At 38.8% G+C, this 23,152-nt stretch carries 11 protein-coding genes and 2 pseudogenes; 5 read left to right on the forward strand and 8 right to left on the reverse strand.

The features are described 5' to 3' along the window. The first annotated feature begins 299 nt into the window (after positions 1-299). The 4 genes from murC to EHLA_RS15050 all read left to right on the forward strand — a co-directional run bounded on the left by murC (position 300) and on the right by EHLA_RS15050 (position 5,614). Positions 300-1,682: a UDP-N-acetylmuramate--L-alanine ligase gene (gene murC, locus EHLA_RS15035; RefSeq protein WP_096241378.1), complete on the forward strand. Its 1,383-nt coding sequence runs from the start codon at positions 300-302 to the stop codon at positions 1,680-1,682. Between the two features lie 558 nt (positions 1,683-2,240). Continuing rightward, entirely contained in the window at positions 2,241-3,338 is a 1,098-nt protein-coding gene (locus EHLA_RS15040) for a DnaD domain protein (protein WP_162290871.1), read from the forward strand. Between the two features lie 2 nt (positions 3,339-3,340). Further along, positions 3,341-4,342: an ATP-binding protein gene (locus EHLA_RS15045; RefSeq protein ID WP_096241380.1), complete on the forward strand. Its 1,002-nt coding sequence runs from the start codon at positions 3,341-3,343 to the stop codon at positions 4,340-4,342. Positions 4,343-4,420: 78 nt separating this feature from the next. Further along, entirely contained in the window at positions 4,421-5,614 is a 1,194-nt protein-coding gene (locus EHLA_RS15050) for a ribose-phosphate pyrophosphokinase (RefSeq protein WP_022170698.1), read from the forward strand. Between the two features lie 950 nt (positions 5,615-6,564). On the opposite strand, the gene EHLA_RS15055 is transcribed toward EHLA_RS15050, so the two are convergent. Then, on the reverse strand, positions 6,565-8,874 hold the full coding sequence (locus tag EHLA_RS15055; RefSeq protein ID WP_096241381.1) for a transglycosylase domain-containing protein: 2,310 nt from the start codon (positions 8,872-8,874) through the stop codon (positions 6,565-6,567). A gap of 277 nt (positions 8,875-9,151) precedes the next feature. Between EHLA_RS15055 and EHLA_RS15065 the strand changes: the two genes are divergently transcribed. Then, entirely contained in the window at positions 9,152-9,853 is a 702-nt protein-coding gene (locus EHLA_RS15065; RefSeq protein ID WP_242970783.1) for a TraX family protein, read from the forward strand. A gap of 538 nt (positions 9,854-10,391) precedes the next feature. Here EHLA_RS15065 and EHLA_RS15070 read toward each other — a convergent pair. The 7 genes and pseudogenes from EHLA_RS15070 to EHLA_RS15095 form a co-directional block, all read right to left on the reverse strand. After that, positions 10,392-12,944, reverse strand: a complete 2,553-nt coding sequence (locus EHLA_RS15070; protein WP_096241384.1) for a hypothetical protein — start codon at positions 12,942-12,944, stop codon at positions 10,392-10,394. Then, positions 12,937-14,130: a class I SAM-dependent methyltransferase gene (locus EHLA_RS15075; RefSeq protein WP_096241385.1), complete on the reverse strand. Its 1,194-nt coding sequence runs from the start codon at positions 14,128-14,130 to the stop codon at positions 12,937-12,939. Before EHLA_RS15075 ends, EHLA_RS15070 begins: the two co-directional genes overlap by 8 nt. Before the next feature lie 47 nt (positions 14,131-14,177). After that, entirely contained in the window at positions 14,178-14,693 is a 516-nt protein-coding gene (locus EHLA_RS15080) for a hypothetical protein (RefSeq protein WP_096241386.1), read from the reverse strand. 66 nt (positions 14,694-14,759) lie between these two features. Further along, a complete protein-coding gene (locus tag EHLA_RS15085) occupies positions 14,760-15,413 on the reverse strand; it encodes an HAD family hydrolase (protein ID WP_096241387.1) in 654 nt (217 codons plus the stop codon). A gap of 245 nt (positions 15,414-15,658) precedes the next feature. Then, complete coding sequence (locus EHLA_RS15090; protein ID WP_096241388.1) at positions 15,659-18,115, reverse strand: MSCRAMM family protein; 2,457 nt, start codon at positions 18,113-18,115, stop codon at positions 15,659-15,661. Between the two features lie 84 nt (positions 18,116-18,199). Beyond that, positions 18,200-18,502 (reverse strand): annotated as a pseudogene (locus tag EHLA_RS17195) (DUF7601 domain-containing protein); the annotation flags it as partial. 62 nt (positions 18,503-18,564) lie between these two features. Further along, positions 18,565-23,130: pseudogene (locus EHLA_RS15095) on the reverse strand (SpaA isopeptide-forming pilin-related protein); the annotation flags it as partial. Positions 23,131-23,152: the final 22 nt, after the last annotated feature.

The raw sequence follows: 23,152 nt of genomic DNA on the forward strand, positions 1-23,152 counted from the left end.
TATCTTTTACATTCAAATGTAGAAATCCCACGAAAACAATAGGACATTATAATGAAAAGTACCCTAATACTGGCTGTTTTGGGGATTTTTCAATATACTCTGACACCTTACTATAAGATGTGTACAGAAGAGACCTTAAGTATCGCAATTCTTTCTTGAATCTCGTTTATCTGTGCGCTATACTATAAACGACTTTTTAATAATTAAACTGATTTTTTTCGCCATATTTATTTATATGTACTCATCAAGTCCTATATGACGGATTTTCTGAGACACATCTTGTGGCAATGGAGGGAAATATGTATACAATTGATTTTCAAAAGCCGATTCATGTTCATTTTATCGGTATCGGCGGTATCAGCATGAGTGGTCTTGCTGAAATTTTATTAAACAGACATTTTACAGTTACTGGTTCTGATATGCAGGCATCTGATATGACAAAGCATCTTGAAGAGACAGGTGCAAAGGTTGTGATTGGACAGAAAGCAAAGAATATTACCGATGATATCGATCTTGTTGTTTATACTGCTGCCATTCACGAATCTAACGAAGAATTTGCTGCTGCAAAGAATAAAGGAATCCCTATGATGACCCGCGCAGCTCTCCTTGGACAGATCATGGCAAACTTTGCGAAGTCTATCGCCGTTGCCGGAACACATGGAAAGACAACAACAACTTCTATGCTTACTCACATTCTTCTTCAGGCAGATACCGATCCTACGGTCAGTGTCGGAGGTATGTTAGACCGTATCGGTGGAAATATTCGTGTCGGCCATTCTGACCTCTTCCTTACGGAAGCATGTGAATATACGAACAGTTTCCTTGAATTTTATCCATTATATTCTATTATCTTAAATGTAGAAGAAGACCATATGGATTTCTTTAAGGATATTGAAGATATTAAGAATTCTTTCCATAAGTTCGCTTCTCAGACTGCAAAAGACGGACTTATCATTATTAACGGAGATATGGACCACACAGACTTCATCTTAAACGGTCTTAGCCAGAAGCACGTTACTTTTGGTTTAAACCCTGACAATGATTACACTGCAGCAGATATTACATTTGATAAAGAGGGAAATGCTTCTTATAACCTTATCGCACATGGACAGGAAAAGGGCCGTATCGCTTTAAAAGTAAAAGGCCGCCACAATGTTATGAACTCTTTAGCTGCCATCGCATGTACAGAAGCAATCGGTCTTCCTTTCGATACGATCCGCAAAGGTCTTTTATCCTTTGGCGGCACACACCGTCGTTTTGAATACAAAGGTTCTCTTGGCGATGTAACTGTAATTGACGATTATGCACATCATCCAACAGAAATCCGCGCTACTTTATCTGCTGCAAAGGATTATCCGCATGATGAACTCTGGGTTATCTTCCAGCCTCATACATACACCCGTACAAAGGCGTTTCTCCCTGAGTTTGCAAAGGCTTTAGAGCAGGCAGATCATGTGATTTTAGCTGATATTTATGCCGCAAGAGAAGTAGATACCGGAGAAGTTTCTTCTAGAGATGTTATGAAGCTTTTACAGGAAGATGGACAGGACGTACATTATTTCCCAAGCTTCGAAGAAATCAAAGATTTCGTAAAGGCTCACGTAAAAGGACATGACCTCCTGATTACGATGGGCGCAGGAAATGTCGTAGAAATCGGAGAGGAACTTCTGGCTGAAAAATAAGTTCTAAACTATTAACAGATAAAGTAGATGTTTCCTAAAAAAGATACCCTATATCTATGGCTCTGTCACTGTGGGTTGAATGTTCATTTAAACGCTCGCATTCAATCCTCGTTCTAATGCCACAGAGATAGGGTATCTTTTCTTTTTGGAAGCTTTCTCTGGCTCGATAGGTATCCAGAATAAGTTATCCACATTATCCACAATTTTAAATTTTTTTCTGAGGGAGTTTTGAGGTTTTCCCCAAGTTGTTTACATTTTGTCCACATTGTATTTTTGTAAGTTCACACCTATATCTTGGAACTCATCACCCTTTTTGACCAGTTTTCTCCCCAAAATATCGAGTTTTACCCACCTATCCACAAAGTTATCCACATTATCCACAAAACTATCCACACAATCTATCAAGGTTTTATACAGGGGTTATCCCCAATTCTATCCACATTATCCCCAGATTTGAAACTGTATTTTTTGTTGTGGGTGTGCTATTCTATACTCAGAAGCACAAGATAATCACCAGACTACATATATAGACTACAGATGATAGAAATAAGGGGTATAATGAGCGATAAGATTACTTTACTTTACAATGTACAGAATGAAGTTACTGTTCTGCCAAACAAATTTATTGATGAATATATGATAAAAGCGGATGGAGAATATGTTAAGATTTATCTTCTGATTCTTCGTCTGCAGGGTATGGGGCTTCCCGTAGATGTGGATCATCTTGCGGATCATCTGGAACTGACACGAAAAGATGTTTTGCGTGCACTTTCCTACTGGGAAAAAGCTGGTCTTTTACAGGCTTCCGAGCCTTCTGTGCCGGAGAAGACAGCTTCTGCGGCTTCTACAGGGACACAAAAAGGGGCTTCTTCACAACAAGGAACTCTTTCACCAACGATTACTTCTGTACCGGAGAAGACTACATTAAGTCCTACGGATGTGGAGAATTCTATGAAGGATACCGATCTTGAACGTACGATTTATATGGCAGAAACTTATATTGGTCGTCCATTTTCCACATCAGAGCTGAATAGCTTCTGCTACATTAACGACCAGCTTCACTTTTCTTCTGATCTGATGGAGTATCTGATCGAATACTGTGTCTCCCGCGGAAAGAAGAGTGTCCGTTATATCGAAAGTGTAGCGATCAACTGGTATCAGCAGGGCATCACAAGTGTTCAGGAAGCAAAGGAGCAAAGTACATTATATTCACAGAATGTTTTTCCTATTATGAAGGCATTCGGCATTTCGAATCGTGATCCGGGCTCAGCGGAGCTTGACTACATAAAGAAGTGGAATTCTCTTGGTCTTGGCACCGATATTATTATTGAGGCTTGCAGCCGGACCCTGCTTGCCACACACCAGGCAAGTTTTCCATATGCTAATAAGATCTTAGAAGACTGGAAGCGTCTTGGTGTTAGAAGCACTTCAGATATTAAGCATCTAGATGATAAACACCGTTCTTCGAATGCGGCCTCTCCTACCTCGGCTTCTTCTGCTGGATATGCGCAGGGACAGCCACGTAAAGGAATGACCGGCACTGCTGCCAGGAAGAATACATCCAATACATCGGCAAATCAGTTCCATAATTTTGAGCAAAGAACTTATGATTACAGCGATTTAGAATCTCGTCTTCTTGATAAGACCAGGAGGTAACTATGGGTATTTCCACCAGACAATATCAGGATATTATGAATGAATATGATGCAGTACGCCGCCGTAATTATATGGCGGAACAGGAACGTAAAGAACGAATCTATGCTCTTATTCCGGAGATTCGCCGTATTGATGAGGAGATTGCTCATGTTTCTGTCGCAAAAGCAAAGGAGATGCTTCTGAAAAAGATATCGAATGCGGATGCTAAGAAGTCGCTGCAGAGTACCATTTACGATCTTTCCATGGAAAAGGTCAACCTGCTGGCGATTCATGATTATCCGGCAGATTATCTTGATCCGATCTATGACTGCCCAGAATGTAAGGATACCGGCTATATCGGAGATAAAAAGTGTCATTGTTTCCAGCAGAAGATTCGCGAGATTCTTTACAGACAATCTAATATTGAAGATTCTGCCGGTAACGAATGTTTTTCCGCTTTCCGCACAGATTACTATTCTTCGCAGCGAAGCGGAAGAGAACGACTTTCTCCTCGCGAGAATATTGAAAATGTTTTATCGGTAAGCCGTTCTTTTATCGAATGTTTTGATTCCCGTCCCGGACAGAATCTTTTTATTTATGGGAATGCCGGTGTCGGAAAGACATTTCTTTCGAACTGTATTGCCGGAGAGCTGCTGAGTCGTGGAAAAGGAGTTATTTATCTGACTGCCTATCAGTTTTTTGACCAGCTTGCCGACTATACATTTCGCCGCGGGACAAATAATGCGCAGACCCTTCCCGCCTTTTTACACTGTGATCTTCTTATAATTGATGATCTCGGTACAGAGCTGAATAATTCTTTTATTAATTCTCAGCTTTTTTTATGTATTAATGAGAGAATTCTCAATAAAAAATCTACTATTATAAGTACAAATCTTTCTTTAGAACAGATTAACCGTTCTTACACAGAAAGAGTTTTTTCAAGAATCATACAGTCCTACACCCTTTTACATATTTACGGAGAAGACATTCGCATTAAAAAGGCTTTCTCCTCCCTTGACGAATAAGAGAAGGGATGTTATAAAGGAATTGTAATATGATTTATCTCACATAATAATAATTATATGATTAAAGGAGTAAAACACATGAGACCAGATGATAGCAAATTTGCAACCGTTCCTGTAGGTAAGCTTGGAATTATTGTTCACCCTAGCTGTGCAGAGCTTGGAAAGAGAATCGACCAGTATATTGTAAACTGGCGTAAAGAGCGTGAACATGAACACAAAGAGAATGTTGTATTTAAAGATTACGAGCAGGATACTTATATTATCGATGCAACCTGTTCCCGTTTCGGAACCGGTGAAGCAAAGGCACTCATCTCCGATTCTGTTCGTGGCGTAGATCTTTATATCCTTGCAGATGTTCTTAATTATAGTTTAAAATATAAAGTATGTGGTCATGAAAACCATATGTCTCCTGATGATATTTACGCAGATGTTAAGCGTATCATCGGCGCTGCTTCCGGTAAGCCAAAGAGCATTACTGTTATCATGCCGTTCCTTTATGAGAGCCGTCAGCATAAGAGAAGCTCCAGAGAGTCTTTAGACTGTGCTTACGCATTGCAGGAACTTACAGCAATCGGTGTTGATAACGTTCTTACATTTGATGCACATGATCCTCGTGTACAGAACGCAATCCCACTGAAAGGTTTTGACAATATCATGCCTACTTATCAGTTCATCAAGGCTTTACTTCGCTCTACAAGCGATCTTGAGATTGATAACGAACATTTAATGGTAATCAGCCCGGATGAAGGTGCTATGAACCGTACAATGTACTTCTCCAGCGTTCTTGGTGTAGATATCGGAATGTTCTATAAGAGAAGAGATTATTCTGTTGTCGTTGACGGACGTAACCCGATCGTTGCTCACGAGTTCTTAGGTTCTTCTGTTGAAGGTAAGGACGTAATGATCATCGATGATATGATTTCTTCCGGTGAAAGTATGTTAGACGTTGCAAGAGAGTTAAAGAGAAGAAAGGCACGTCGTGTATTCTGCATCTCTACTTTTGGTATGTTCACTAACGGACTGGAATCTTTCGATAAAGCTTACGAAGAAGGGCTTATTTATAAGGTAATCACTACAAACTGTACTTACCAGCGCCCAGACCTCTTTGAGCGTCCATGGTATGTAAGTTGTGATGTTGCCAAGTACATTGCTCTCTTAATTGATTCTATCAACCATGAGGCTTCTATCAGTGCAATCTTAAATCCTCATGACAGAATTACAAAGAGATTAGAGGAGTACAAACAGTTCCATACAATTAAAGAAGAAAAATAGAATTTTCCTGGAAACAGACACCGCTGAAAAGGAAGATATTGAGCTGAATTGTAGTTGGTCTTCTAAAGAAAAAAAGAATTTTTATAAGTTTGATTTTGTTCCGTTGCGCTAAACATTCCATTCTGCCCAGAAAAACAGGAACTTGGGAAAAACGAGTCCCAAGTTCCTACGGTCAGAATTCCATAGCACAAAGTCACAAAATGCAATACCTATAAAAATTCTTTTTTTCTTTACCATAGTTTTCTTACAATTCCGCATATAATTTTGTTTCAGCGGCTGGATGGTTTTGATATATAATATACTTAATCGGGAAGCCGGGGGACGTGCCGCACCCGTTCCGAGCCTGTTCGGAGGTGGTGCTATATGAGTACATATGAAGAATTACAGCTCATTGTATCCGTTGCGGTGCTTATTGTTGCAATACTTGATTATACACATAAAAAATAGCCGTCCTGCTCCCTGGAAAGAATAGAACGGCTATTTAACAAATAGTTTTAATTCGCCGGGACGGGTAAGTTGCGTTTACCTTCCGGCTTTCCTGTTAAGTATAGTATATTCTATTCCTTTCCTATTGTCAAACAGGTTTTAACAGGCACTTTAACATTTTGCGCCTTTGCGCTATGGAATTTTGACCATAGGAACTTGGGACTCGTTTTTCCCAAGTTCCTGTTTTTCTGGGCAGAATGGAATGTTTAGCGCAACCAAACAAAATTTCATGCTGAATTGTAAGAAAACTATGGTAAAGAAAAAAGAATGGTTATAAGTATTGCATTTTGTGCCTTTGCGCTGTGGAATTTTGACTCTGAAAACTTCGGACTCGTTTTTCCGAAGTTTTCGTTTTTTGAGGCAGAATGGAATGTTTAGCGCAACCAAACAAAATCAAACTTATAACCATTCTTTTTTCTCTAGAAGACCAACTACAATTCAGCTCAATATCTTATATCTTCTGTTTATTCGCCATCTTCTCCATCGTTATTTCCTCCGCTATCGCTATCGTTTCCGCTATCAACACCACCGTCTCCGCTATAGCCGTTATCATTGCTGTCGTTATTTCCATTATTATAGCTATTATTATGGTTATTATCATTATAGCTATCATCGTTATTATAATCATCTTGATCATAATAATCGTTGGAGTTGCTGCCGGAATCATCGGATTCTGTTGTGTTAGATGTTGTATCATCACCTTCGATAGCTTCCGTAGTTGTTTCTGTTGTGCTTTCGGTGTCGTCTTCGGTAGATTCCGTAGTCGCTTCTGTTGTGCTTTCGGTATCTCCTAAATAGGATTCAAATTCTTTGCGAGGTAATCCCTGGTGAATCTTATTCATGTAGTTCGTCCAAATGCTTGCCGGGTAAGTATTTCCTTTTAAATTGTCTACAGATTTATAGACATCCATTCCTACCCACACTGCTGTTGTATAGTATGGCGTATAGCCACAGAGCCATCCATCTACATAATTATTGGTTGTTCCTGTCTTGCAGGCTGCCGGCATATCTACATCTAACTGACAGACATGGGCTGTTCCTTCGTATTCTGTTACACAACTTTGCAGAACGCTTGTCATCATTCTGGAGGCGCTGCTGGAATATACGGATTTGGTGGATGTATCTTCCGGTACAATATCATTTCCTTTTGCATCGGTTATTTTTATGATGCAGTCTGGTGTACGGTACTCTCCATCATTCGCAATCGTAGCGTAACCTGCTGCCATTTCTACAACGGTTGTTCCATTTGTAAATCCGCCAAGGCAGGTTGTATTATATTTGTAATCTTTCTTGTCAAGACCTTTAAAGTTCAATGCTTCTAAGTACTTCATACAAGTACGTGATCCAAGTTCCTCATACAGACGATAGGTCGCTACATTACTGGACTTCTCCACCGCTCTTCTTAAGGAAATAGAGCCGGAATAGGAATATCCTGCATTGGATACTGCATCGCTTCCAGTCATTCGGCTGTCATCTAATGTACTGTTTGGTGTGTAGCCTTTTTCCAGTGCCGGTGTGTATACAAGAAGCGGCTTTATCGCACTTCCCGGCTGACGGAAACTCTGATATGCTCTGTTTAATCCATATCCTTCCTGATCTTCTTCACGACCTCCTACGATTGCTGCTACCTTTCCGGTGGAGTTATCAATAGAGACGGCTGCACCCTGTACTTTGTAAACACCATCATCTGTTTTTTCTGTAAACATGGAAAGCTGAGAGGATACAGAATCCTGAAGCTGTTTCTGTTTCTCCATATCAATGGATGTATAAATACGATAACCTGCGGAATATAAACTTTTTTTGCATGTATTATACAGTTCATCATATTCATCGTTATAGCTTTCTTTTTCTGAAGTACTGGAAAATGTTGTTTTAAATTCAAAGCCCTGTTCTTTCATCAGTGCTTCTGTTGCACATTTTAAAATATACGTCTCCGCATAGTCATTCGTCGTTGTTTCTTTCTTTGGCATGATTGTTATATTTTCATCAACAGACTTCTCATACTGGCTCTGGCTGATATAACCATCCTCATACATATTTTTTAAAATACGGTCACGACGCTTTATTGTGGAATCTTTATGTTTATACGGATCGTAGCGCCCCGGGCTGTTCGGGATGGAGCATAAAAATGCAATCTGTGAAATAGATAAATCCTTTGCTTTCTTGTTAAAATATGCTTCAGAAGCGGATTCTATTCCGTAATAACCGTTTGCAAAGTATACATTATTCAGGTAAAATTCAAGAATCTCCTGCTTAGTATACTTCTGCTCTAACGCTACGGCAATAAACATTTCTTTTATTTTACGGCTGTACGTCTTTTCATATCCAAGAAAGATATTTCTTGCAAGCTGCTGTGTGATCGTACTTCCACCCATCGTAATATTTCCCCGATTTAGGACAAGAGAAAGTCCGGCACGAGCCACACCTTCGATATCAATTCCATGGTGTGTCGTAAAATTCTTGTCTTCGATCGAAATAATCGCAAGCTTTGCTGCATCAGGAATATCTTCATAATCAAGATAAGAGACATCCTTTTCCTGTTTTAACTTCTTTATCTCATTCCCATCTGCATCATATACGATTGATGTCTGTTCTGCCTTAAATGTGTCCTTACTGCTTTTTGATACATCCCTGCTCGCCTCTTTATACATCGTGACGACTGGCACACCTACTCTTTTTATTGCGATTGCACCAAGTACACAAAAAGCAATTACCAGACAGGTACCCCATATTTTAAGCACCCGCCATAATAATCCGTTATGTTTCTTACTCATAGTCACCTCCGCGGTTTTGTATCTTACCGTTGTTATGCAATCTATTATAACACCTTTTCTTTATCTTTCCCATTCTGCAAAAAAAATTGCAAGATATCTTAATACGGTATTCTGAATAAAATACCATGGATTCTTCCTTTTCTTTTGCTGTATTTTCCGTTATAATCAGACTGTTATGAAACTTAGATATCATTAAAGTATACCACAAAGAAATGGAGAGATTGTGAACTTGAAAAAATTATCTGGATATCATCTGAAATTTATTGCTGTTATTTCCATGCTTATTGACCATATCGCTGTTGTTTTTCAAGCTTCCCTGTCTGAAAGTATCTACTTTATTTTACGGGCAGCCGGCAGACTTTCCTTTCCACTCTTTTGTTTTCTGCTTGTTGAAGGCTTCTTTCACACAAGGAATAAAAAAAGATATCAGCAGCGATTGTTTATTTTTGCTGTTTTATCTGAACTGCCTTATGATCTGGCATTCCGATATCTACCCGTTGACAGACCAGATTTTCTCGCACAGCTGCAGCATCCGCTTTCTGTTTTTTCAGCAGCCTTCCAACAGCAAAATGTACTATTTACTTTATTTTTAGGTTTTACTGCCATGCTCTTAATGGAAAGAAAACAGCCGTACGGCCAATATAGTATCTATAAAAATATCGACACCCTGATCCTTTTCTGCTGCCTTAGTGAAATTTTCCAGACAGACTGCGGAGCCGCCGGGATTCTGTGCATTTTTCTTTTTTACTCATCTTATAAGGAAAGAGAAAATAATACCGGACTTACAATAAAAGAAAGTCTTATAGACATCGCACCCACTGTGCTTCTAACTTATATCCCACCCTTTCCGGTACAGATATCTGCCCTCGCAGACAGCTTGCTTTTACGCTTATATAGCGGAGAAAAAGGGAAAAATCATAAATACTTCTTTTACCTCTTCTACCCCCTACATTTGGTGGTTTTGTATTTAGTCAAGTAGACGAAAAACGGAAAAAAATAATATAACAGCTGTTCTATCGTCGTGAATTTTAAGATGCTCATCCACATCTTAAAATCCTCTCCCAAGCCACATCTGTTATATTATTTTTTTCCGTTTTTCTGACTTTGATAAATACAAAATGAGAGGACCTGGGGATTCTTATTTTCTGTGTTTGGGCTTCAAAAGGAATGAATGCCAGTAGTATTTGAGAAAGAGATGGGGAAGGGGACGGAAGGTTGTGGCTTATTTCGATATAGCCTCCGGCAGGATTGCAAGTTTATCATTATATTGTCGCAATATATCATTTTCTTTTCTGGACGATATACCTTCCGAGCAAGCAGTAGACTCCTGTCCTCTCCCCCTTCTCTCCCCAAAGCCTATTTTGTTCATTCCACGTGGAGCCAAAACACAGAAAAAAGAAACAATATCATATCCCAGATGCGGCTTCGGAGCGTGTTTAAGATGCGGATGAGCATCTTAAACACAGCGACTACAGAGCAGATGGGATATGATATTGTTTCTTTTTTCGTCTATTCCCCTAATGAATCAAATAGGAATAAAATACTTTTCCTGTTTTTTCTAATCGATTTGTGACTTCTGTTCTGGAGACTGCTGTGGATTGTCCAGTTACAGGGTCTAAGTATCTTATTTTGGTTGCGTTATAGCTCATGACGATAACGTAGCGGCTGCCGCTTATTTTGGCGAGTACCGGGCTTCCCTGGCTGACGTAATAGAGTATTTCGTCTACTGTGCAGCCGGTGAGGTTGCGTGTGGTGTGACCGCTGTATTTTTTCATGAGTTCCTCTATGTTATCTTTTTTGATATTTATACTGCCTGGTGTTACTTCTTTTCCATTGACTGCGGCGATCATGGAGAGGCATCCTGCGAGTGACGTACTGTCTGTGCCGGTTTTTATGACATTATCCATTCCGGCTACCTGTGCATAGTCTGCGTAAATGCATTTCCAGAGGATATTTTCTTTGCTGTCGATTACATTTCCCCGCTCTTCATAAGCTCGTGCAATTGCTTCTGTGAGATTCGTATAGACTGCTTTTTGTACACCGGATGCATATACATAGTACTGTTCTACCTGTTCGCCGCTGTTGGAAAGTTTCAAGGTTACATCGTCTTCATTTACCATTATCTTTGTTAACAGCAAGTCCGGAACTACCTGAATATATATGTAATTCGGGAATTTGAAATACAACTGTGTCCAATAGGTATCTGTATATTTGGAAGTGAGTGTTACCGCATCTTCCGCTTCCTCTTCTTTATAACGGATGTAATCTTTTGTGTTTGTTTTTTGAATCTTGTTTCCTGATCTTTTACCAAGTGTCATTTCAAGGATGCTGCCTTTTATTTCGGTATCCATGATATATCGTCCGCTTTTCTGATATTCTTTGATCGTTTTTCCATCAATACCAACGATATGGATCTTTGTGATTGGGAAGTTAATCATTCCATTTCTGCTTTTTGACACATCAGCGGCATCTGCTTCACCGTAAATGAAATCATTTGATAAAAATCCGACTGCACGAATTCTTTTATCAAAATTACATGTAAAGTTCTGCTTTTTACCGGATTCTAAGTCTATCATCTCTATCTTTTTATTCTTGTAAATGTCCTGCTCTTTTTCTATGGCAATGATGCTCTGATCTTTGGATGCCGTAAGGCTTTCGTTTACAAGTCCGGCTTCTACGATTTTATCTGACTTCTTTTCCAGATCAATTTCATGTAAATCTCCTTCAAGGATACAGTAAAATACGGATTTTGAATTCAGGTAAGAGAATTTTTCAAGATCTTCTTTCATACTGTCGTATGGCAGCGAAGTTGATAAGAAGGATATCTCCTCGTTACAGTTTGTTCCGGCATTATATTTCATGATCTGAATTCCATTCATTCCCTCATGTCTGCCGCGATTGATATAGCCGTAAACAAGATAAAAAATGTTTCCTTTCTTGTCCATACTTAATAACTTTATTCCATGATTACTTGCCGCATTCCTTATATCCGGCAGATTTTCTGATGAAAGGCTGTATATCTTGTACATATCTGAAGACTGATAATCATAGTACCAGAGCTGTCCTTGTACGGCAAAACATACTTTATAACCTTTGTCTGCATAAACATAATTTATATTCTTCTTGTTCTGTATTCCCAGACTGAGAAGATTGTTTGCGGAATCTATAATAGAGGAATTATAATAGGCATCCATTGTTCGCTCATAATCAAGCAGATACATCCTTTCTGCTGTATAACGCAGTTTATATGTCTCCTTTAGATCATAGTACTGAACGACACCTTCACTAACTTCTGTAGACAGAATTGTACTTACCTGTATTACTGTGTATGTGTTATTGATTTCCTGCAGTGTGATTCTTGGCTTTGTCTCCTGCTTTACTTCCATGTTGCCAAAGGATATTGCTTCACTTCCGGAATGGATATTCACCGATTCAAGGTTATCCTCTATCGTATCTGCGGAAGTTTCCAGATAGCTGGCATTCTCTGTCATTGTTTCTTTACTGAAAAGATTATTATGGAACTTCAGGACAAAGGCAAGATAATCATCTAAATGATACCCTGAACCACTTTGTATCTTCGTATAAAAATTAATTCGGGTATTGTTATCCAGACGCACACCGAACTTTAGATAATATACTTTATTTTCCGATAAGGTATTTTTAAAGGTCAACGTTCCCAGCTTGATATTTTTCTTTTTATTTGAAGTTAACTGATTTAACGTACCGGTTTCTGTTGGCTTATCCGGTGTTTTTTCAAATAATGTATACTGAATGGCTGTAATGTCGTAATCATAATCGTGCAACTTTAAAATTACCGCATTTTTATTATTGGTCAATGTAATCTGATTTCTCACTAAAGATAAATCAATATCTTCTTTATATCCCGCCATCAAATTATAACTGCTTGTGTCGTTCCCTATTTCAAGGACCGGATAAGACGGATTGGCAAGTTCTGCCACAGCACTTCCCTTTTCCATGCTGATACGGCCGTTAAAAAAAATCAATGCGCCAATAAAACACACTGCTGCTACTGCAATGTGTAAAATGGCCATCCGTACATTTTTACTCATCGTCCGCACCTCCTTCTTCCTGAAGAAGCTTCCACAATGTTGGGGTAAATCCAAACTGCTTACAGAAGGCATCTACCTGCTGTGCTGCTTTTTCTTTCTTTTTATCCGATTGTTTTTTGCGATGTATCGCACGAATCAAAAGATTCTTTGGCGTGTGTTCCATATCAATAAATTCAAGAATCTGCGTATCATACCCCTGTTCTTCTAAGATTTTAGCTCGAATACCGTCTGTTGCCAGTGCACAGAAACGCTCTTTTAAAATACCATAGTCTGTTCTTGGTTCAAATTCTGAGGCGGCAATCTGCTTATTTAACTCATGCTGGCAGCATGGAACAGATAAGATAACAGATGCTCCCCATCGCAATGCTTTATACATCGCATAGTCTGTTGCCGTATCACAGGCATGGAGAGTTACGACCATATCTACCTGTGTTACTCCTTCAAATTCTTCTATGGAACCTTCATAAAAATTCAATTTATCATAGCCATATTTCACTGCCAGACGGCTGCAGTTCTTTATGACATCTTTTTTAAGGTCAAGCCCGATAATGCGGATATCATATCCTTTTAATTTTTTTAAATAATAGTACATGGCAAATGTAAGGTATGACTTACCACAGCCAAAATCTAATATCGTAATCTCACGATTCTGCGACAGATGCGGCAGAATATCTTCAATAAATTCAAGGAAGCGGTTAATCTGTCGATATTTATCATACTTTGTACGGACAATCTTTCCTTCTGCTGTCATAACACCAAGATCTTTTAAAAATGGTACGACCGTCCCTTCCGGTAAAATGTACTTCTTTGTCCGGTTATGCAGCAAATGACTCTTATCCATTTGCATCTGCGCTTTCACTACATTATTCTGCTTCTTTACTTTGATCGCTGCCTTCCCTTTTTTATTGATGAGTGCAGTAAGTTCGGAAGACACCGCCTGAAGCTGTACCTGTTTATATGACGGAAGAAGACGTTCTAATTCTTCCACTAATTCATTCTTCTTTAGATTCTTATGAAAAACCTGTGTTTTTGTGTATGCCGCACTCTGAAACATAAGCTTGTCCTTTACTAAAACCGGACGGATATTATACTTCTTTATCTCTTCTGCTTTTCTTGGATTACTTATGGTAAGAAGAAGCATCTGTTCATTTAAATTCTCTTTGATCTTCGTGAGTAAAAACTCCATAATTCATCTCCTGTTGCGGAAAAGCGCATAGCGCTTTTCCATATTAATTATCTATTTGAAAATACTTTTTGTCTGCGATAATACCGCTGCCTGCGATGATTGATATTCCAGTGCAATACTACCTGTATTAATGTACGAAACGGAGAGTTTCCATCCCGAAGAGAGACTTCGATAAAATACGGATTTTTTATCATTGCCTCATCATTCGTCTGTATCATCTCCTGTTCTTCACGATACTTTAACTTATCATACACCATATCTGCAATTTTTAAAATAGTTACCTTATCCGGATATTCGGAATAAATAGAGCTTCCCGCATATTCATACCGGTCAAGTAAGGCATCCGCAACAATCCATACTTCCCGAACAACCATCGGCAACATTTGAATAAGATATTCATAATCTTTCCAATATTTCTGTTCTTCCTGCTGCAACTGTTCTGGCGGGAGTAATGATTGTGTCTGACTGTCATTCTGGCATACCATCATTTCACGAAATCCCGGCAGCCACTCAAAATTAAAATCTTCTTTTTTACTCATGTCATCTTTATTCATGTCATCCATGAAAACGCTTCCTGCTTTCACCCGGTTTTATTTATCATATGCAAAAAAATAGATGAGGTTCGATTTCTATTTTTTTAAATCAAGCAACGGAATCACCTGAACTAAATCGCTCACTACTGCCACGCATTTTTCCTGTTGTTCTTCCGGAATCGGAAGCAGATCCGGAACGTTTATAACAGGAAGATTCCCCGCTAAGGCTGCCTGTACACCATTAGAGGAATCTTCTAATACTAATGTTTCCTCTGGTTTTACATCAAACTTTTGGCATATTTCTAAAAAAATATCCGGATATGGCTTCCCTCTTTTTACATCTTTTGAAGAAAGAACCATATCAAAGTATTCTGTCAAACCAGTCTTTTCTAAATATTCTTTAATTACAGACGTATCCGAACCACTCGCTACCGCTGTATGTAACTTCTTTTCTTTAACAGCGTTCAGCAGCTCTCTCAATCCGTTTTTTTCTGGAACTCCTTCTTCTTTGATAATCTGTTTTGCCCGGCTGCCGACCTTTTTATAAATGCCTTCCGCATCTGTATCTTCACCGTAATAATCATAATATTTCTTCTGAATATCTCTCGCATTCATTCCAAGAAAACTTGTAAACTGTTCAAATGTCGGGTGATATCCTTCTTCTTTTACAACTTCCATAAATGCTCTGCAATTTACCTGTTCTGTTGCGAACATTAAACCATCCATATCAAAGATTATTAATTTTAACATATGTGTTTCTCCAATTTTTAATTTTCTGCTTTCTGAGTTCTTTTCATGCTATATTTGCGATAAAACTATATCATTTGCGATATAAAAAGTCCAGTATCATACATAGAGTAAACAGAAAGTTAATAGGAGAAATCAAAAAGGATATCCTATTGGATTTTTACATCTGCAATACGATATCCTTTTCGGTTTCTTCTGCTAATTTACAGTTTTGTCCGTCAAATCATTTCAAATTATTTCAAACTATTCTATCTGTTGTGTTTATTCTTTCTTCTTGCTGCCCTGTGCATTCTGCGGTACATTTCTGCGCTTCCCACTACAAGGGCTGCGGCTGCTAATGCTGCATAGAACAGGATATGTGAGTAATCTCCGGTCTTTGAGTTCTTACCTTTTTTAGTTGTTTTATTAGAAGAATGATTGCTGGTATTATTTTTATTTTTATCATTATCTCCATTATTATCATCTTTTTCCTTTAAATATTTATCATATTCCGGATTTCTCTCATTCATATCATTTGTGATTCCTAATGTACTGTCCGTATTCTCCTCTGTAAAGGAAACAGCAATGTCCCCATCATAGGTTACATCAAATCCAAAGTCTGTATTTTCTACTGGATTACCGTCTTTATCTGTTTCTGCCACATAGTAGGTTCCATCTGCCAAGTCTATAAAGCTTACAGATGTACTCTTACCATTTTGAATCTGTAATGCCTTCACATCATCGATACGATTTGTGTAGTAAGGGTCTGTAAAAAGACTTACATAGAATGTTCCATTGTATTTATCAGAAATTGGATTGCCGTCTAATGTAACATTTTTCGTTACAGTAAGGTCATGTAAGGTATTTAAGAAGTCATCTCCCGGTATGAGAAGCTGATTTTCAATAACCGCATATGCTGTTTTCTGCGTTGGAGTAATCGCACATTTTGTTCCATTACCTGCAATCTTACAAGCCTCAGAAGATTCTAACTTATTACCTTCCTCATCTGTTTCGGCAACATAGTAAGTTCCATCTTTCAGATGTTCAAATACGGTATATGCCGACCATGCGCCTTCACATTTCAGTTCTTTTACATTAGAAACTTTCTTTGTACAATCAGCATCACTGAATAACGCAACGTAGAACGTTCTGTTTACTGCCTGATTCCTGCCCTGGAATGTAACAAGCTTACTTACGACCAGTTTCCCTTCTTCACCAACCGGTGTTGTCTCATCTTTCATGACAATTTCGTTACCATCCACTGCTTTGCCGTCAACAGAAACCGTTCCATCTTTATTTACTGTAAATGTAATATCTGCTGCAACTTCATAACCACTTGGTGCAGTAACTTCTGTAAGAGTATACGTTTCACCAGCAATCAGTTTCTGTTCAAATACGCGAGCTTCTGTTGTGGACATCCAGCTTTCGATTACATTACCTTCTTTATCTTTTAAAAGAAGTCTGGCACCGGCAACTTCTTTCTGTCCTGTAATATCCATTTTTTTGACAGATACTCTTGTCACATCATCTTTTACAAGGTAAATGTCTTCGCCTGTTTCTTTATCCGTTATCTTCTCTGCATCTGTCTTAATCGTTCCATCTTCATTCACAGTAAATGTAATATTTTCTGCGTAAGCATATCCATTTGGTGCTGCAGTTTCGATAAGTACGTAGGACTCTCCGGCTCTTATAACCGGACCAAAATCATAGAAACTGTCTTCGCCGGATATCCAGCTGTCAAGCGTTTTGGCACCGTCTTTTACTGTGCCGTCTCCGTTGACATCTTCTGCTTTATAAAGCGTCATTGTTGCACCGGCAACTTCTTTCTGTCCGGTTAAGTCTGTCTTTGTAACGTTAAGATGGATTACCTGATTGACAAACTGTGTTTCGCTTGTTTTTCCTTTTTCTACTGTGCCAGTTGTTTCTGCGGTAACCTTATTATTGATAAGGGTTACGTAACGGTCACCGGTTGTTTCTTTAATTCTGTAGGATACGCCGGATGGGATCTTTTCGATTGTTGCGGTCTGCCCGTCTTTTAAGCTGAGCTTGCCGTTAGTAATCTTCGCAGTTGTTCCTGCAGTATTCTCACTCTTGTCTTCTTCGGTCTTATCCTGAGTGTCTGCATCGTCTGGCTTTTCTGTGTCCTTTTGTGTGATTACTGCATTGCCGTTGAATGGTTTGCCATCTACTTCAACATAGAAGCCATAGGCCTGCTCTTTGTCCGCCGTATTCCCTTTTACTGTCTTTGTAAAAGAGAAAGCACCGAGCTTTCTTGTGTTGGTAAATTCTACGGTATCCCCTGTTTTATTAATGGTTCCTTCTGCTGTGGCAGCAACATTTTTATTGTTATCCGCATTGTTGTTACTGTCCACATTCTGAGCTGTATTATTTACCTTTACAGAAGCATCATAATTGGCATCTGCTACTTCCTCTACTGTGTACTTTGTACCAGAAGGAAGATTACTGAATGTCGCACTCTGCGTATCTTTTAATGTAATATTAACGATACCCTTCTGTGCTGTCACTTCTTCGCCCTGTTCTTTATCACTGTATTTCAGCGTAAACTTGCCTGTATATGGCTGGTCTTTTCTTGTTAAAGTTACTTTAAATTTAAACTCCTTATTAGCCTTTGTTTCTGCATCCGGTGTATACTGTCCGTACTCTACTGACTTTTTAACAGTGAATCCAGTTAGTCTTGTATTCGTAATAGAAGCTTCTGCATTCACTACTGGTTCTACACCTGCACTGTTCGTTGTAGTTCCGTTATCTCCGATTACACCAGTAAGATTGCTGTTCGCTGTCTCAAGGTAACCTTCCTTCTGTGTCTCTGTAACTGTGTAAGATGTAGCGTATGGAATTCCTGAAATCTTAACTGTCTCATTATTTGTTAACGCTTTCAGCTCTAATTTAAGGCTTCCATCTGCATCTGGCTTAACTGTTTTTGTTTCAGGCTGGTCTTTTCCCTCTTTACCTTTTCTTGTGACAGTGACATCACCACCTTTGCCATTATTAAAGTTTGTAAATGTAACCGTAAAGTCAAATGCTGTGTCTGCTTCACCGTCTTCAATAATCTTCTTGACAGTAAGCTTCCTGTCTTTTTCTGGTTGCTTAATGTGATGGTATGGGTGCTGTCATTATAGTTATTTGCGTAAGCATCTGCAACCTGAATCCGGCCTGCTGCATCCACTTTAAATGGAATGGCTGCTGCCTGAACATAATCGCTCGTTGGCACGGCTGTCTCAACTAAAACATAGTTTCCACCTGCCACTACCTTTCCGGTAAGGTCTTTTGCATCTGTTCCACTGGTCCAGGATGCTACGGCTGTTGCGCCAGCTTTTACTGTGGCTTTGCCTTCGCTGTCAAAAGTTACATCAGAGTTATTGTAGATTGCAAGCTGTGCTCCTGAAAGTGCCGCATCTGCTCCGATATCTTTCTTAAGAACTTTCAGTTCTGTCTTATATGTGTTGGTTACTGTTACATTTGGAACTGCATTAGAATCTGCATCCTGTGCCACTTTAACTTTCACGTTTGGGACAGAATTGCCATCTACAGAATAACTTGCCGTATAAGCTTTTTTATCTGTTTCTGACCGGCTTGCAGCGTTCTCTGTCACATTGTAAGTTCCAACTGGAAGTCCGCTTACTTTTGCTTTATGATCGGCTTTTAAACTAAAGGTAAGCTGTCCTGCTGTAGGAGTATTGGCTTCAATTATTGCATTGCTGTCGGTTGTGTCTATTACTGTGGCTTTGGTAAGGTCTGTGTCTACATTACCTGTATTGGCAGTTACTACCATCTGGTAGGTTTCGCCAGGAATATTGTTACCAATAACCTTTTTCTCGATGGTGAGGCTGCCGACTGGCATGTTTTCTACCTGTATGGTCGCACCACCTGCAATTCCTGTTACCGTATATCCTGCTTTAGCACCAAAATCCTGCATTGCTTTTGTAAATGCAACATAAATTGTTTTACCGGAATTCTTATATCCAGGTGCTGCGTTTACTTCTGTAAAACGATATAAACCATCTTTTTTTAAACCAATAAATTTAATTTTTCCATTCTTATCGGTCGTTTGTGTCTCTTTTCCCTCATTCATTACCGTCTCAAAACCAGTAATTTCTCCATTCTCGACTTTCGCCTTTTCCAGTTTAAACTCTGCGCCTTTAATTGGTCCCTGGGTCTGACTGTCCACTTTTAAAATAGAAAAACTTCTTGAACCAGCAATTTCTGCTCCGGCACTTAAAACAATTATTTCCTTTGTATTATCAACTGTCGTATTCTGAATTCCTTCATACCACGCAGAGTTAGATAAAGTAACATTTGTATCTTCAGCCGCATTAATAGTAACTTTATACTGAATTACAATCTTTTTATTATCTGGAACTGTAAATCTGTATTCGTTATGATCCGCATCTCCAGTTCCCGTTGTAAATGTACAGTCTGACTGTGCAAGGGATTCTCCATTTACCGTGATACTGTCTGAAAGCAGTGTCATGATCTTCGGCATCTGGTCCACAACAGTAATCGTGTCTTTCTCTTTTAAAAGATTCTCTCCATTTGTATTCACTGTTAATGTATAAGTTGCGGTAGAACCATTTATATATTCTGAATCTTTCTTAAGAGTAGTATTCTTTATGGTCTTTGTTGCAGTAGCTTCTGGACTGGTGTAATTATTATATTTTACCTGTGCCTTATTCTCATAAGTCTTTTCTGTATAAAGACCAATATATTCATCATCAACAAGAGTATCAATCGCTATTTTTACATAGCCTTCGTTACTGTTTTTGCTATCAGATTTTAAACCGGTAACATTAAATGTCAACTTACGGGAAGCTTCATCATATTTAATACTGTTACTATCTATCGCAACCTTTGCTGACTGCCTTCCCCTTTCAGTAATCTGTATATTTTGTGTATTTCCGTTTGTTACATACTTAAGACCTTCTGGTAAGGTATCTGTAACTGTTGCAACATTATTTTCACCAGTACCATCAAGTGTACCAAGTGTGCCGTCTTTATTCAGCGTGATGAACCAGCGGATAGTGTGATTCTTCTTGTCATAGTCGCCGGCTTCTTTGCTTATGGATGAATGCTTGTACCATACTGCACTGTCACTGGCTTCTAAACTCTGTCCATCCCGAATTGTCAGCTTTCCAGTATTGGTATGGGTAAATTTATCTCCCTCTTTATACTTGGCATCATCTCTTGCTACTGTATTCTCTGTATAGTAAGTAATAACAATTCTATTTGTAGTGTTTGCATTAAATTCGCGCAGGAAAGTAATAGTAAATGTATAAGCATCATCATTATTATAAGTAAGTGTATAATCTTTACCCTCTTTTAACTTATTGCTTTCCTGTCCAAAATAAATATCTAATCCTTCTTTTAATTTATCTTTAGATACAAATTTATGATTCCTTGGAGATGAAATTGTATCCACGTAAGTAGAATTTTTCACAACACGTACCGGAATGGTTGTTTTCCACTTCATTTTTCCTGTGGTAATACCAGATACATATTCCTTTGTTAAATCAATTTCATCAGATCCGGTTCCGCTCCAGTTTGTCTTGTACGCATAGGGGCTGCCATTAATACCAACAGAAGCTGTATTATTTACATAGTTATGACCACTTTTTGTCGGTTTGGCATAGTAAGTAAGATAATATATGTATTCTCCAGCCTGTGATGCTTTGTATGTCCATCCACCATCTGTATTCCATGTAAAAATTCCATGATTTGGTGTCTGCTCATCTGCATTATCCAATGAAATGGTGTCTGTCCACTGTGTCTCATCACTTGCATTTTTTGCTTCAATTACTAAATTCCCTGTGTACGCATAATCACCGGTCATTTTGTCTGTGAAAGTAAAGTTTCTGTCAAGTACTGGTGCATTAATATCATTTCCTTTATGATCTGTTCTCTTATTTGCCTCAACCGTAAACTTCATCCTGCCTGTAGAAGCATCCCATTCTCCCTTTTTGGAAATCCACACCTTTTTAAGATTCACTGTTGTTTTGGCAGACTTTTTTTCCATATCTGTTGCAGTGAGAGTTGCTATATTTGTAAACTTCTTCTCAACTGTATCACCAGTATTTCCACTGTTTTCCCATACGGAGTCTTTTAATTTCACACAATATGTAAGCGTCTTTGTCTCGCCCGGCTCCATCGTTCCAATATTCCAGATGAAATCTTTCTTGTTATTATCAATATAGATTTCTCCAGCACCCGGTTCTGTGCTAGTTGTCTGTGTTGCACCTTCTATTGCATAATATTGTTCTATATCCTCTTTATTATCGCTGAAAACATCTGTTACCTTAACTCCACTCGCATCATCCTGATTTATATTTGATGCGTTCACAGTGATCGTGTATTTTACCCATGTCCCCGTCTCGTCAATATGAATCCCTTTTGAAGTACCATATTGTCCATCAACTGTTGACTTTGTAATATTCAGATTATTGTTAAAGACTTTATTCGAAGTAACTTCTGCCTTCTTCTCTGTTCCGGCAGTTACTGTAGCTGTATTAGATATGGTCTTATCTGTAATAGTATCATCCCAGCTATTCTTTATCTTAACAGAATAGGTAAGAGTCTGTACCTCTCCCTTTTCCATATCCCCAATTGTCCAGATACCTGTCTTTGCATCAAATGTTCCTTTGCTCGCCTTTATATCCTTATATAAATTCTCCAGCATCTTCAAAGAATTGTCTGCAAACACATCCGTTACCTTTACGTCTTTTACTGTCTGTGTATTATCAGCAGGCGCTGTTACTGCAATTGCATAAGTGAGCTTTTGTGTCTTCGCATCAAATCCAGTAATTTTCTTTGTAACATTCAAATTTGTTTTATCTTCTTCCAGTTTTGGATCAAAATGAATGGTCTTCTTTACTGGTCCAAAAATAATGGTTTCTTGCCCTTTACCACCAAATTCCTTATTAAAGTTTCCGTTAAGCCAGAAACTTCCTTGTTCTATTTTTCCACCACAGTCTGTAAGATAGCCTTCTGTAAATGTAATCTCAACCAAACCTTTTTTACTGATCGCGAACTTACCGACTACTTTACCTTCTTCGGTTAAATCTCCCTGCTGATCAGCAACAATTTCAATCTGTTCTGGAAGCTGATAATATAAAACGGTTCCCTCACTAAGATTCTCAAGCGCATGATCTACATTGTCATACTTTACGGTTATGCTGACCGGCGCTCCTCTCGGAATCAGTGTACCTGCAGGCAAATCATCTAACGCTGTCTTCTTACCGTTAATGGTAACACTCAGATCTACGGCTGTTATACATTTTGCTATATCAATTTTGGCTGCCCTGGCAATATTCTGATTCGAACTGTTACTGTCCGTCCCTTCCGTTGCTGGCTCAGCGGCATCCTGCGTAGCAATCTTACTCTTTGCCGTCTTTTTCTTCACAGCCGTTGTAGACTCTTCCTTTTTTTCCTGTGTCGTTACTTTTTCTTTCTTCTTTTTAGCTTCTGTAGAAGCTTCCTGCGTTGTTGTCTCTTCTTTTTTTGAGGTCGTTTCCTGCGTTGTTTTCAAAGCTGCCGTACTTTCTCCGGTATTCTCTATATCCGAATCCTTCCCTTCTGCGCCAGCTTTTGGTTCTTTGTCTTCCTCTACAGATTGAATTGCCGCAGAATTTTCCGCAAATACTCCAAGAACATTCGATGTTCCTGTAGAGGTCCAAAACATAGACAGTACAAGAACAACTACTAAAAACAATTTTCCCGCACGTTTCATAGTAAATCTCCCTTCATCTGTG

The organism is Anaerobutyricum hallii (assembly GCF_900209925.1).
Classification (GTDB): Bacteria; Bacillota; Clostridia; order Lachnospirales; family Lachnospiraceae; genus Anaerobutyricum; species Anaerobutyricum soehngenii.